The 14,153-nt window shown below is 71.0% G+C and carries 9 protein-coding genes; 5 read left to right on the plus strand and 4 right to left on the minus strand.

Features of this window, described 5'->3' with window-relative positions; genetic code table 11:
* Window positions 1-9: 9 nt before the first annotated feature.
* Both arc and AB0C27_RS36650 read right to left on the minus strand, forming a co-directional pair.
* The gene (arc, locus tag AB0C27_RS36645) at window positions 10-1,773 is read right to left on the minus strand and encodes a proteasome ATPase (protein ID WP_106250101.1); all 1,764 of its coding nucleotides are present in this window, start codon (window positions 1,771-1,773) and stop codon (window positions 10-12) included.
* A 204-nt stretch (window positions 1,774-1,977) separates the two neighbouring features.
* Entirely contained in the window at window positions 1,978-2,829 is an 852-nt protein-coding gene (locus AB0C27_RS36650) for a tRNA (adenine-N1)-methyltransferase (RefSeq protein WP_346104848.1), read from the minus strand.
* Between the two features lie 55 nt (window positions 2,830-2,884).
* Between AB0C27_RS36650 and AB0C27_RS36655 the strand changes: the two genes are divergently transcribed.
* The 4 genes from AB0C27_RS36655 (at window position 2,885) to AB0C27_RS36670 (ending at window position 9,881) form a co-directional block, all read left to right on the plus strand.
* Window positions 2,885-4,006, plus strand: coding sequence for a GNAT family N-acetyltransferase (locus tag AB0C27_RS36655; protein WP_357853930.1), 1,122 nt, complete (start codon window positions 2,885-2,887; stop codon window positions 4,004-4,006).
* A gap of 218 nt (window positions 4,007-4,224) precedes the next feature.
* A complete protein-coding gene (locus AB0C27_RS36660) occupies window positions 4,225-4,722 on the plus strand; it encodes a hypothetical protein (RefSeq protein ID WP_357853933.1) in 498 nt (165 codons plus the stop codon).
* 384 nt (window positions 4,723-5,106) lie between these two features.
* Entirely contained in the window at window positions 5,107-8,541 is a 3,435-nt protein-coding gene (locus AB0C27_RS36665) for an AAA family ATPase (RefSeq protein ID WP_357853936.1), read from the plus strand.
* 482 nt (window positions 8,542-9,023) lie between these two features.
* Entirely contained in the window at window positions 9,024-9,881 is an 858-nt protein-coding gene (locus tag AB0C27_RS36670; RefSeq protein ID WP_357853939.1) for a sugar nucleotide-binding protein, read from the plus strand.
* A gap of 241 nt (window positions 9,882-10,122) precedes the next feature.
* On the opposite strand, the gene AB0C27_RS36675 is transcribed toward AB0C27_RS36670, so the two are convergent.
* The gene (locus AB0C27_RS36675) at window positions 10,123-11,628 is read right to left on the minus strand and encodes an FHA domain-containing protein (protein ID WP_357853942.1); all 1,506 of its coding nucleotides are present in this window, start codon (window positions 11,626-11,628) and stop codon (window positions 10,123-10,125) included.
* Window positions 11,629-11,967: 339 nt separating this feature from the next.
* The gene (locus AB0C27_RS36680; protein ID WP_357853945.1) at window positions 11,968-13,104 is read right to left on the minus strand and encodes a site-2 protease family protein; all 1,137 of its coding nucleotides are present in this window, start codon (window positions 13,102-13,104) and stop codon (window positions 11,968-11,970) included.
* Between the two features lie 116 nt (window positions 13,105-13,220).
* On the opposite strand from AB0C27_RS36680, the gene AB0C27_RS36685 reads away from it, so the two are divergent.
* The gene (locus tag AB0C27_RS36685) at window positions 13,221-14,081 is read left to right on the plus strand and encodes a RecB family exonuclease (RefSeq protein WP_357853948.1); all 861 of its coding nucleotides are present in this window, start codon (window positions 13,221-13,223) and stop codon (window positions 14,079-14,081) included.
* Window positions 14,082-14,153: the final 72 nt, after the last annotated feature.

Here is a 14,153-nt window from a genome sequence, read left to right on the forward strand (position 1 = left end):
CCAGGGGTGTTACAGGTATTGACCGGTGTTGGCGACGGTGTCGATGGACCGGCCGGCTTCGGTGCCCTGCTTGCCGGAGACGAGGGTGCGGATGTAGACGATCCGCTCGCCCTTCTTGCCGGAGATGCGGGCCCAGTCGTCGGGGTTGGTGGTGTTGGGCAGGTCCTCGTTCTCGGAGAACTCGTCCACGCAGGCCGTGAGCAGGTGCTGCACCCGCAGGCCCTTCTGGCCGCTTTCGAGGAACTGCTTGATGGCCATCTTCTTGCCCCGGTCGACGATGTTCTGGATCATCGCGCCGGAGTTGAAGTCCTTGAAGTAGAGGACTTCCTTGTCGCCGTTGGCGTAGGTCACCTCGAGGAAGCGGTTTTCCTCGCTCTCGGTGTACATACGCTCGACGACGCTCTGGATCATGCCCACGATGGTGGCCTCACGGGAGCCGGAGTGCTCCGTCAGGTCGTCCGGGTGCAGGGGCAGGTCGGAGACGAGGTATTTCGAGAAGATGTCCTTGGCCGCCTCGGCGTCCGGCCGCTCGATCTTGATCTTGACGTCCAGGCGGCCGGGCCGCAGGATCGCCGGGTCGATCATGTCCTCGCGGTTGGAGGCGCCGATGACGATGACGTTTTCCAGGCCCTCGACGCCGTCGATCTCGGACAGCAGCTGAGGGACGATGGTGTTCTCCACGTCGGAGGACACGCCGGAGCCTCGGGTGCGGAAGATCGAGTCCATCTCGTCGAAGAACACGATCACCGGGGTGCCCTCGGATGCCTTCTCGCGGGCCCGCTGGAAGACCAGGCGGATGTGCCGCTCGGTCTCACCGACGTACTTGTTGAGCAGCTCCGGGCCCTTGATGTTGAGGAAGAAGCTCTTGCCGGACTGGCCGGTCTTCTCCGCGACCTGCTTGGCCAGGGAGTTGGCGACGGCCTTGGCGATGAGCGTCTTGCCGCAGCCGGGCGGGCCGTAGAGGAGCACGCCCTTGGGCGGACGGAGTTTGTGCTCGCGGAACAGGTCGGCGTGCAGGTAGGGCAGCTCGATGGCGTCCCTGATCTGCTCGATCTGCCGCATGAGGCCGCCGATCTCCTCGTAGGAGATGTCGGGGACCTCTTCGAGCACGAGCTCTTCGACTTCGGACTTGGGTATGCGCTCGTAGACGTAGCCGGAGCGAGGTTCGAGCAGGAGTGAGTCGCCGGCCCTGATGGGCTGGCCGACGAGCGACTCGGCCAGTCGCACGACGCGTTCTTCGTCGGCGTGCGAGATGACCAGGGCCCGCTTGCCCTCGTCGAGCAGTTCTTTGAGCATCACGATCTCGCCGACCTCTTCGTAGCCGAGTGCTTCGACCACGTTGAGCGCCTCGTTGAGCATGACCTCCTGGCCACGCCGCAGCGAGTCGACGTCGACGGCCGGGCTGACGTTCACACGGAGCTTGCGGCCGCCGGTGAACACCTCGATCGTGCCGTCTTCTCTGGCCTCGAGGAAGGTGCCGAAGCCGGATGGCGGCTGCGCCAGCCGGTCGACCTCCTCCTTGAGAGCGACGATTTGGTCCCGGGCCTCCTTGAGTGTGGCCACCAGGCGTTCGTTCTGGCCCGTCACGGCCGCGAGGTTCGCCTGTGCCTCATGGAGACGCTCTTCGAGGACCCTGGCCTGACGGGGTGACTCGGCCAGCTTCCGCCTCAGCGCGGTGATCTCCTCCTGGAGGAAGGAGACCTGTGTTGAAAGATCAGCGACCTCCCGTTCGCGCTGCGCGGCTCGAGCCTCAGCATCATCGCGAGCTGCCACGCCCCGTCACCTCCTTCCCAGTCGAGAGCGACTACTAAGGACCTTACCTATCTCGGGCCCCTCCGTAACCTGGCCGGGCAGTGTTCGTAGAGTGACATTCAGTATTCGTTGATTAATCCCCAATAGGGCGTTTAATACTCCCAGCATATGAACACGGCGGTCTGTTCCCGTGTCACGCACCAACGCACCCTCGTGGCCAAATTGTCATAGTTCCTCAGTCGTCCCCTTCGGTCGTCGACGGCGCGGCGGCGGGGTCACGCCGTCGGCCATGCGGCGGGCGGCGACGAGGAAACCGGTGTGGCCGATCATCCGATGATCGGGTCTTACCGCGAGCCCTTCGACGTGCCAGTCGCGAACCAGGGTCTCCCACGCATGCGGCTCGGTGAAACACCCGTGATCGCGAATGGCCTCCACGGTCTTGGACATCTGGGTCGTCGTGGCCACGTAGCAGCAGATCACGCCGCCGGGCGTGAGCGCCTTCGCGGCGGCGTCGACGCACTCCCAGGGGGCGAGCATGTCGAGGATGACGCGGTCGACGTCGACCTCGTCGATGGAGGCCACCAGGTCGCCGACGACCAGCCGCCAGTTGTCGTCCATGGGGCCGCCGTAGAACTTCTCCACGTTCTTGCGGGCGACGTCGGCGAACTCCTCGCGCCGCTCGTAGGAGGTCACGTGGCCCTCGGGGCCGACGGCGCGCAGCAGGAAGCAGGTCAGCGCGCCGGAGCCGACGCCGGCCTCGATGACGCGGGCGCCGGGGAACACGTCGGCCATGCCGACGATCATCGAGGCGTCCTTGGGGTAGATCACGGCCGCGCCGCGCGGCATGGCCAGCGTGTAGTCCTGGAGCAGGTGGCGGAAGGCGAGGTACTGCGTGCCGCCCGAGGAGCGCACGACGGAGCCCTCGGGCTGCCCGATCAGGTCGCTGTGCGGGATGGCGCCCTTGTGGGTGTGGAAGACGCCGTCCTCTTTGAGAGTGATCGTGTGGCGCTTGTTCTTGGGGTCGGTGAGCTGCACCTGATCCCCCACCTGGAAAGGCCCATGCCTGCGGAAACCCATGGCGGCAAGGTTATAGGGCTTTCGAGGGCGTCAGGACGCGCGATATCTATGGGGGATGTTTCCGCGTGATGTGCTCTCGACCGGCCCGTTGATCCTCCGTCCCCCGGTGGAGGCGGACGTCGATGAGATGGTGCGGATGTGCTCGGATCCGGTGACGGCCAGGTTCATGCCGTTGCTGCCCGACCCGTACGAGCCGCAGCACGCGCTGGAGTACGTGAAGAACGCGCCGGCGAAGTGGGCGGACGGCGGGGCCGAGTACGCGATCACCCTGGACGGCCGCTTCGCCGGGGCGGTCGGGGTGCGCCCGCCGGACGAGTGGGGCGTGGCGCGGCTCGGCTACCTGGTGGCGCCGTGGGCCCGGGGCCGTGACGTGGCGGCGACGGCGGCCAGGGCGGTGACGGACTGGCTGTTCGACCAGGGGGTGCGCCGGGTCGAGCTGGAGGCCGAGGTGGAGAACGTGGCGAGCCTGCGGGTGGCGTACAAGGCGGGCTTTCGCGAGGAGGGGGTGCGGCGGGAGGCGAGGCGGCTGCGTGACGGGCGCTTCGCCGATTTCGTGCTGTTCGCCCGGCTGCGGGGGGAGCCGGCGGCGGGGGCGGAGCCGTACCTGCCGTTCTTCGAGGGCGGCGAGCTGGGCGACGGCGTGGTGCGGCTGACCCCCGTGGAGCCCGCCGACGCCGGCGACTACCACCGGATGATGAACGAGCCGAGCGTGGCGGCCTTCTCCCTGGGGCACGCCACGTCGCTGGAGGACGACGAGCGCCGCTGCCGCTACACCCGCTACTGGTGGGCATCGGGGCAGCGGATCGAGCTGACGATCAGGGACGCGGCCTCGGGGGCGTTCGCGGGGCACGTGCAGCTGGCGCAGGTGGCGCCGCCGCTGGGGCAGGCGATGATCGGCTACTCGCTGCTGCCCGCCTTCCGCGGCAGGGGGTTCATGACGCGGGCGGTCACGCTGCTGACCGGCTGGGCGTTCGCGAACACGCCGCTGCACCGCATCGTGGCCGGCACCGACGTGGCGAACACGGCCTCGCAGGCGGTGCTACGGCGGGCCGGGTTCGTGCGGGAGGGCGTGCACAGGGAGCTGTTCCCGAAGCCGGACGGCACGCGCGGCGACGACGTGCAGTGGGCGCTGCTGCGCGACGCCCGTGACCGGCGCGGGTGGCTGCGGCTGCGGTGAAGCGTGGGGCCGTCCAGGGGGAGGCCGTGGACCGGTACGGGGCGGTGCCGGCGTTGCGGCGCGGCCCCTGCGGCCGCCCGGAACGCGCAAAAATCCTGATTTCCTGTTGGGGGGTAGTCAAGGGCGGCGGCGGGGGCGATAGTCAGGGCACCCGCAGGTGAGCGTCGCGTGATCGGGCTGCGCGATCTCGCCTCCCTCCGCTCCGAGGGATCATCGCCATGCCATACAACCGCCTCGATGTCGCCATGCGTGATCTCATCACCTCGTTCTCCTGCCCGGAGGCCGGCGACCTGATCGACCGGCTCGCGCGTGCCGCCGCGGCCGTGGCCGGCACCCCTTACGCGGGGTTCGTCCGGGTGGACGTCCTGCGCCAGGAGGCGAGCTGCGTCCACGTGCACGCCCCGGCCGGCGATCCGCTGCGGCGGTGGCTGGCCGAGTCGGGGGTGATGAAGGAGCTGGCGACGTCGTCGGGGGCGCTGCGGCTGGCGCGAGACGTGTCGGTGGGCGAGCCGGGCTTCCTGGCCACGCCGGTGCCCGTGGTGGCGCGTGACCACACGTTCGTGTGGGTCGCGGGGCGGGGGTTCTGCGACGGGGACGAGCACCTGCTGGGCCGGTTCGCCACGGCGGCGGGGCGGGCGATGGAGGCGGCCTGCGGGATGGAGGCGGCGGTGCGGTTGTTGCGCGGGGTGCGGGCTTTCCGGGCGGCGCAGCACTGAGGTGTTTTTTTGCGTACGGCCGGATCGCGGGGATAGGGATGACCGGTATCGGGTGTGTTTCGCGGTGTTCCTTCGAGGCTGGGGGCGTTTCTTTTCCGAAGAATTTTCCCCATTTACCGGGTTAACCAAGATAATTCCGATATTTCATGAGAAAGCGTAATACGACCTTCACATCCCGCTTCCTGCCGCGCCCGCACCCCCTACCCTGCCGCCGATCCCGCCTTCGCCGCCGCTCCCCCACCCCTCCCTCGGCCCTTGACGAAGGCCCTGACAGGACGGCTCCGGCGGGCCTCAGCTCAACGAGGTTGTCGCCTTTATCCCCGGATGAGTCATAAACGGGGAAATAGATGATCATCTTCTTTGTCGGCGGCGTAACCTCGCATTATGGGGACCAGCTGGCCGTTCGCCGGGAGGGAGCAGGAGCTCGGGCACCTGCTCCGCCTCACCCGCGACCCGACCGCTCAGGGGGTGCTCGTCACGGGGCCGCCGGGGGTGGGCAAGAGCGCGCTCGCGGGACGGCTGGCGGGGCGGCTCGGGGGCGCGTTCACGGTCAGGGCGTCCCGGGCGCTGCGCAACGTACCGGGCGGCTCGCCACTGCCCGCGTACGGGACCGGCTCGGGGTGCGGCGGGGGTGGCGCGTCCTGCGGATGCGGGGGAACTTCTCGTGGCGGAGCAACGGCGTGTGGCGGAGGAACCGGGCATTGCGGCGGGGAGTGCGGAGGGTGCCGGTGCTCCCCCGGCCTCGAAGTCCTGACTCTCGTGGACGACGCCCACCTGCTGGACAGCCACTCGGCCGAGGTCTTGGCCGCCCTCGTACGCGCCGGCCGGATCCGCCTGATCGCGACCGTGTGCTCGGAGGCGAACGCCGGCGGCCCCGTCGTGGAGCTGTGGCGGGACGGACGGCTCAGACGGTTCGACGTGGACCCGCTCGGCAAGGCGGACGTGTCGGCCGTGCTGGCGACGGCGCTCGGCGGACCCGCCGACAACACCACCGTGTCCACGCTGACGGAGCTCACCGGCGGGAACGCGCTGTGGCTGCGCGAACTGATGCACGCCATGCGAGCCTCTCGATCGCTCCAGCACGCGGGCGGGGTGTGGCGGTTGTCCGGTGACCCGCCGCCGGCGCGCGGGGCGGCCGACCTCGTGAACCACCGGGTGGGATCGTTGCCGGAGGGCGCGGCCTCGGTGCTGGAGTACGCGACGTTCGGGGAGCCCGTCGAGGTGGGGACGCTGGCGGGCCTGTGCTCGGAGGCGGCCGTGCTGGAGGCGCTGGAGTTCGGGGTGATCGAGGTGACGCGCGAATGGCGCGGGGAGGTGGCGCGGCCGGCTCACCCCCTGTACGGGGAGGCGGCCCGCGACCGATGCCCCGCAGAGCGCCGTACCCAGCGGTATGCCGACCTCGTCGCCGCGGTGGAGTCCGAAATGAAGTCCACAGCGGAAACCGCGACCGGGGCCGGGGTGACGCACAGAGGGCAGTTCACGGCACGGGCCGCGGCTGGGACCCCTGTAGAGCCCTCCGCAGAGACGACGATGAGCGCCACCATGAGGGCGGCCTCGGAAGCGACCTTGGCGACGGCGCCAGAGGCGAACCTGAAGGCAACCCCGGAAGCGACCCCGGAGCCCACCGAGGAGACGACCTCGGGCACCACCCCAGGGGCGACCTTGAGTGCCCCCACATCGGGTGCACCGGTCAAAGCCTCACCGGAAGCCGCCGAAGCCCGCAGGCACTGCGACGCTGCCCGGGTCGCGGCGTGGCGGCTGGCGGGCGGGCTGCGGGCGGACGCCGGAACGCTGGTGGGGGCGTGCAAGCTGGCGGAGGCCGTACACGATCACGCGTCGGCCATCCGGCTCGGGCGAGCCGCGATGCGCGAAGGCGGAGGCGCGGGCGCGGCGATCGGGCTGGCGACCGCCCTGAACGGAGCCGGACGACCGGACCAGGCTCTCGCGGTGCTCACCGCAGCGGAGGACGCGTGCCACGCACGAGGCGATGACCAGCAGCGGGTACGCCTGACCCTGGCCAGAGCCCGAACCCTGGCCTGGGGACTCGACCGACTCGGCGACGCCCTCGACCTACTGGCCACCACACGCAAGGAACTGCGCGACCCGGAACCAACCCCCGACACGGACCCAGCGAGGACGTCTCCGGGTCACGTCCCGGCCACCCAACAACCACGCCCTCAAGACGAGACGACCCTCGACCGAGCAGCCAGGCCCCACCACCCGCCCACCGACCGGACAGAACCACCCGACGTGTCGAATTTCGACCGGACAGATGCACCCGACCGAACAGACGTGCCTGATGAGACGAACTCTCACCGGACAGACCTACCTGACGAGACGAACCCCGACCCGGGCAGTCCACTCCACCGACCGGCCACCCGGCAGATGGGACCGCCAGACGGGACGGAGGCCGACCGCGCGACCCCAGGATGGCTACCGGGCCTGGAACGTGCGGCGCTCCGGCACGAGCTGGCCGTGGAGAGGGCGAGGCTGCTGGCGGAGGCGGCGCGCCCCGACGAGGCGCTCAGGGCCGTGGAGCATATCTCGTCGAACCCGAACCCACCCCGTGCGAAAGCCCTGCCCCCACAGGGCGCACGTCGGCCTCAGACCTCCGGACCGACCACGTCACTCGCCAACCACCACCACTCCCCCGCCGCCGATCCCCTCGCACCGCGAGCGGACGATCACACCCGCCTGACCACCGAACCGACCGCACGAGACCACACAACCGGGGCCATCGCCCGGCCAGCCGACGACCGCGTGTCTCTGGCGCTGGCACTGGCCTTGTGCCACTGGGGGTGGACCAACGAAGCGGTGGCGGTGCTTCGTGACGTCCTGCCCGCCGTGCAAGCCGAGAAGCCCCAGAACCCGCCGAGACCGCAGGAGCCGGGCCTCACCCACGGCTCTTCACAGCACACGCGGGTGCCTGCGCGCGCCACCAGCGCTCTCACCGGGGAAGATCCCGCGCCCCCGTGGACGTCGGCTCACATGACGTGGGCACTGTGCGGATGGTTCGCCGGCGACCTGATGGCCGTCGAACGGGCGATCGCCTCCATGGGACCCGGCTGGCCGGGCACGAGCGAGCAGGTACTGGCCCGGGGGCGGCTGGCGGTGCTGAGGGGCGAGCTGGGAGCGGCGCTGTTCCTCCTACGGGCTCCGGTCAGGCATGAGACGCCACTGGCCGCCGCCGAACGCAGGGCGGCGTACGCGATGGTACAGGCCCTGCGCGGGGACGCGGCGGGAGCCCGGGCGTCGCTGGACATGACAGAAACACGGGCATCGGTAGACGCGATAGGCGCGCAGGCAACCCTGGGCGCGACAGAAGCGCAGGAGTCACTGGACGTCACGGGGGCCCAGCCGCCGTTGGGCGCGGAGGCGCGTGTGCCACTGGACGCGGCGAGGGCGCCGGTCACATGGACCGCGCTCCAGCACTGGGTGGCCCTGGCAGAGGCGTGGACGCAGGCCGCGGCGGGATGGCGGGCGCGGGCCGTGGAGCTGGCGCTGGCCCATGCGAAGGAGTGCCGTGATGGCGGGCCGTCGTCGTTCGAGGCGGTGGCGTTGCACGACGCCGTTCGCCTGGGCGCACCCGCCAGCGCGCTCCCCCGGCTGGGCGCGCTCGCGGCGACACACGACGGCCTGCGGGTACGACTGGCGCTGCGCCACGCCCACGCCCTGGCCAGGGGTGACGCGGATGCGCTGACGGCGGTGGCCGCCGACTTCGCCGCCGCGGGGCTCGGGCTCTTCGCGGCCGAAGCAGGAGCACAGGCGGAGGCACTGCGAGCCGGCTCCGCACCGGAGTGGCGCCCCCATTGCGGGTAAGACCGTGAACGCCATATCCGATCAGGTCAGTCAGCACATCTACGCCCTGCCCGCTCAGCGTGACCACATCTACGCCCTCCCCGGTCGGCGTGAGCACCTCTACGCCCTCCCCGGTCACGGGTAGCACGTGAGCGCCCTGCCCGCGCGGGAGGCGATGGGTGGGGAGCGGGGGCTTCTTTGTAGCCGAGTCGACCGAGGTCGATCAGAGTCAGGCGTCTACGCCTTGTCTCGTCAACGGTGGCACGTCAACGCCCTGCCCGGTCACAGGTCAGGACGTGAAGCTCCCCCGGTCTCGGTCCCGCCACCACTTTCGGTGCGGGTCCGGTCCCGGTCGCCGTGTCGGTGCCCCTTTCAGTGCGGGTCCCGACGTCGGTCCCGGGGCGGGGCGAGCTGGCACGAGGCGGGGCAAGGTGAGACGAGGCGAGGCGGGATGCTTTGTCCGATCAATGGGTGCATGTCCGTGTGGAGTAGCGTGGCCGTTCGTGAGAGTGCTCATCGTCGGCGGGAGCGGGTTCCTGGGCCGCGAGCTCGTACGGTTGTGCGCCGCCGCCGGTCATGAGGTGGGCGCGACCTACCTGTCCGGGACCGGCGCGAAGGCAGCGGGAACGGGTGCCGAGTGGCTGCGGGTGGACGTGCGGTCGCGGGCCGGCGTCGCCGGCGTGGTGGGGGCGTTCGGGCCCGAGGTGACGATCAACGCCGCGTACCGGCAGGCCGAGTGGACGATCACGGCCGACGGTGCCGCGCACGTGGCGGCGGCCGTCGCGGCGGCGGGTGGGCGGCTGGTGCACGTCTCCAGTGACGCCGTCTTCTCCGGCAGGGCCTTCTCGTACGACGAGTCCTGCTCCCCCGACCCCGTCAGCCCGTACGGTGCGGCCAAGGCGGCGGCGGAGACGGCCGTCAGGGCCGTGCTGCCGGATGCCGCCATCGCCAGGACGTCGCTGATCGTCGGACGCGGCGAGTCGGCGCACGAGGCGCTGGTGCACGCGCTGGCCTCGGGGTCCCGCACGGGTGTGCTGTTCACGGATGACGTACGGTGCCCGGTGCACGTCTCCGACCTGGCGGCGGCGCTCCTGGAGCTGGCGGTACGGGGATACTCCGGCGTCCAGCACGTGGCGGGTTCCGATGCGGTGAGCCGGTATGAGATGGGGGTGCTCATCGCCCGCCGTGACGGCCTTGACGAGACGCGTCTGTCGACCGGCCGCCGGGCGAACGCCGGGGTGGCCGGGCCGGTGGAGGTGCGGCTGGACTGCTCGGCGACACAAGGGCGGCTCGGGACCCGTCTGCGTGGCGCCCGTGAGTTCCTGACACCCTCCGCCGATCCGACCTCCGCCATCCTTTGATCGACCGCGCGCCCCCGCTCGACACCACCCTCTTCTCGACACCGCCCCCGGCTCAACTGCGCGGGCAAGAGGCGAGGCCGGCCAAAGGGCGAGCCGGCCAAGGGTGGGGCCGATCAAGGGCGGAGCCAGTCGAGAAGTGGAGCCGGCCGAGGAGCGGAGCGGCCGGACCGGCCCTCCGGCAGAACGCCCGCGCCCCGGCGATCATCCGGTACGCGGGCGTCAAGGCAGCGGGCTCCCCCGCCTACCCCCGATGCGCCTCGAAGCGCAGTGTCCGGGACACCCCCACGCGCACCGTGGTCCCCGGGGCGATCGTGACGGGCTCGTTCGGTGGGATGTCGTAGAAGTTGGGGTCGCCGGGCGGCTGGATCTGGGTGCCGTTCACCGAACCGAGGTCGACCAGGTTGACGTCCCAGCCGTCGAGCGCCACCCGCAGGTGGCGGCGGGAGACCGAGCCGTCGGGGCTGGTCACCTTGGCGGGCCTGGCGTTGCCGCCGGCCACCTCGGGGGCGCGCTCCGGGTCGCGGCCGAGCAGGTAGTCGCTCTCCAGGGGCAGGGCCGTGCCGTCGTCGAGGATGAGGACACCGAGCGAGGGGCGCGGGCCCTTGTAGGGGACGAGGGTGCGCTGCACGAGGGCGATGCCGCAGACGGCGCAGTAGGGGACGCGGGGGTCGTTGAAGTGGTCGTTCTTGCAGTCGACGCCGTAGACGAGCGGGCGGTCGCCGTGGTCGGCCTGCTGCTGCTCCTGCTGCGGGGGGCCCGGGTCGAAGTGGTCGGGCGGGCCGAGCGGGGGCGGTGCGGGCTGGTCGAAGTGGTCGGGCGGGCCGAGGTGCTGCGGGACCTGCTGGTCGCCGGCGCCGTTGCCGGAGGGCGGCGGCTCGTCGTAGGAGGGGAACTGCTGCGGCTCGGGCAGCGGGGGCGGCTGCTCCTGCTGGTAGGGGGCCTCCTGGTGGAAGGCCGGCTCCTGCTGGTACAGCGGCTCGTGCGGTGCCTGGAACGGCGACTGCTCGGGAGGCTGGTAGGCGGGCTCCTGCGGCGGGAAGTAGGGCGGCTGCTCCGGGGGCTGATATTGGGGCTGCTCGACGGCCGGGGACGCGGGCTGGGGGCCTGAGGGCGGCCCGGCCTGGATCGGCGGCTGGTCGGCGAGGGGGTAGGGGGGCCGTTCGACGGGCTGCTGCGCCGGCGGCTGGATCAGGTCGGCTTCGAGGTGGAAGGCGGTGGCGGGCATCTCGCTGGTGAGCGGCCTGGACGGGGCCGGGGCGGCGGGGGCCGCGGGCTGGTCGGTGAGGTCGCCGACGAGGCCGCCGCCGTGGACGATGCCGCCTTCGAAGCGGACCGCGGGGTGCGGGCTGCCGGCGCCGGGCAGACTGAGCTCGACGCGTTCGACGGTGCTGGTGACGAGGCGGTCGGCCCATGTCAGGGAGTCGCTGCCGGCCAGCCGCGTCTCGCCGGCGACGGTGCCGATGGTGGCCGCGGCCGAGCCGCTGACCAGGACGGCGACGCCGTCGCCGACGGGCCCGGCGACCGCGCACGTGGTGGGGTCGCCGGCCATGTTGGCGGCGAGCACCTGGGCGGCCCTGCGGGCCAGGGCACGGCCGTCGCCGCCGGCGGCGGCCGTCTCGCGCAGCGCCTCGAGCAGGTCGTCGGCGGCGGGCTCGGCCGGGTCGCACACCAGCAGCAGCCCGCCCACGTAGGCGACCAGCCCGTTTCCAGGAAGCGGACGCACCACTCCGAAGCCTTGGCCGCTCATGCGCCCCTCCTCATGACGACCGTGCTGCGCTCATCGGTGCCCTCGCTGCGCTCGGTCACTCAACTCTCCTCCCCGGAAACCGGCGATGTTACGGCACCCGCACTGCCGTGCCGGCCACCAGCCATACGCATACCCAGACGGCGAGGCCGTGTCGCGGGCCCGCCGTCTCGATTCGATGAACCGTGGACCGCAACAAACCTCTTAACTGTGCAAGTTATGGCCAAACAGCACACTATCGGCCAGTCGTCGCATCGCTGAAATCGCCTGAGGCGGCCCCGGAGCCCGAAACTGCTGGACACGACCCTATCCATGGGTCGCCGCAGAAACGAGTGGGACAAATCAGACGCCCGTGAAAACCCGGTTCACATCGGCCGTCGCCAGCACGCCGAAGATCTCGCCGCCGTCCTCGATGAGCAGGTATTCGCTGCCCGGCGCCTCGCGCATGGCGTCGATGAGCGCCTCACCCTCCAGGCCGGCCCCGAGCATCATGGCGGGCTCCAGCGACTTGGCCAGGGCGCCGGCGTTCACCCACGGGCGGCGGTGCTCGGGGGTGGCCTGGACGGCGGCCTCGCTGACGATGGCCACGGGCCTGCCCTCGTGGTCGACGACGACGATCGCGCCCGCCCGCTGCTCGCCGGCCTGCCGCAGCGCCTCGGCCAGCGGCGTCTCGGCGGTCACCGGGATGGCCCTGCGGGCCAGGGCGCGCGCGTTGACCTGCGGGATACGCTGGCGGATCTTGGCGACGCGCAGCGACTGGCTCGCGCCCATCCAGATGAACGAGGCCAGCACCAGCGGCCACACCAGGTCGGTGAAGTCCAGGTCGCGCCCGCCGGTCAGCGCGGTCGCCACCGGGAAGATCACCAGCAGCGCGGCCAGCACCCGCCCGCCCCAGGCCGCCACGATGGTGCCGGAGCCCGGGTTGCCGGAGAGCTTCCAGACGCCGGCGCGCAACATCCTGCCGCCGTCGAGCGGCAGCCCCGGCAGCAGGTTGAACACGCCGACGATGAGGTTGGCGAACCACAGCTGCCAGGTGAGCACTTCGAGAATGCCCCCGTCGTTGATCACCCAGACGTCGGCGGCCAGGCCGATGCCGGCCAGCCCCAGCGAGAGCGCGGGGCCGGCGGCGGCGACCATGAACTCCTTGCCCGGCGTCGGCGGCTCCTTCTCGATCTCCGAGACGCCGCCGAGGAGGTAGAGGGTGATCCGGCGGACCGGCAGGCCGTAGGACTTGGCCAGGACGCTGTGGGCCAGCTCGTGCAGCAGCACCGAGACGTACAGCAGCACCGCGAACAGGAACGCGACCCCGTACGCGGCGAACTCGCCGAGGTGGGGCAGCATCTGCCGCATCTGGGGCCCGAACATGACGGTGATGAACGCCGCCACCAGGAACCACGTCCAGGAGACGTAGACCGGAATGCCGAACGGCCTCCCCATCCGGATGCCGGAGAACTCCTGTCGCGGGCTCTGCTCGCTCACCGCACTCCTTGAACGTCCATTTACATGCTGTTGCTGCCTTGATGCTACGCGCCGGATCAGGTGATCCTCGTCCCGCGGGCGTTATTCTGTCGGGCTCTTGACCTAGAGTGCGGTGCATGACGTTGACCGAACCGGTGATCATCGGAGCTCTCTCCCCGTCCCGGGCGGGCGACTTCATGACATGTCCGCTGCTCTACCGCTTCCGGGTGATCGACCGGTTGCCTGAGAAGCCCTCGCAGGCGGCAGTGCGTGGCACGGTGGTCCACGCGGTCCTGGAGCGCCTCTACGACCTGCCCGCGCCCCGCCGTTCGATTCCGGCGGCGCTGGAGCTGCTGGAGCCGCAGTGGCAGCGTTTACTGGCCGAGGAGCCGCACTACGCGCAGATGTTCGCCGACGCGGCCGAGCAGGCGGAGTGGCTGGATCAGGCGCGCGGCATGCTGGAGCGCTACTTCACGCTGGAGGATCCGACCCGGCTGGAACCGGCCGAGCGGGAGCTCTATGTGGAGGCGGTGCTCGACGGCGGGCTGATGCTGCGCGGCTACGTCGACCGGATCGACGTCGCGCCGACCGGCGAGGTCCGTGTGGTCGACTACAAGACGGGCAGCGCGCCCGGGCCCGACTTCGAGGCCAAGGCGCTGTTTCAGATGAAGTTCTACGCGCTGGTGCTGTGGCGGCTGCGCGGGCAGGTCCCGCGGCTGCTGCAGCTGGTCTATCTGGGCGGCCGGGGCGAGGTGCTGCGCTACGCTCCCGACGAGGCCGACCTGCTGGCCACCGAGCGCAAGGTGATGGCGTTGTGGGCGGCGATCGAGCGGGCGCTGGAGTCGGGCGAGTGGCGGGCGCGCAGGAGCCGGCTGTGCGACTGGTGCGATCACCAGGCGCTGTGCCCGGAGTTCGGCGGCACCCCGCCGCCGGTGCCCGACCGGCAGCCGGGCGACACCGTACGCAGCAGCCGCCGCGCCGCGACCGACGAGCTCTGACCGCCCGTCACGGACGGCCGGACGGCCCGCGAACGGACAGCGGGCCAGGCTGCACGGATCACGCTTATCCTC

It is taken from the genome of Nonomuraea sp. NPDC048882 (assembly GCF_040649755.1).
Classification (GTDB): domain Bacteria; phylum Actinomycetota; class Actinomycetes; order Streptosporangiales; family Streptosporangiaceae; genus Nonomuraea; species Nonomuraea maheshkhaliensis.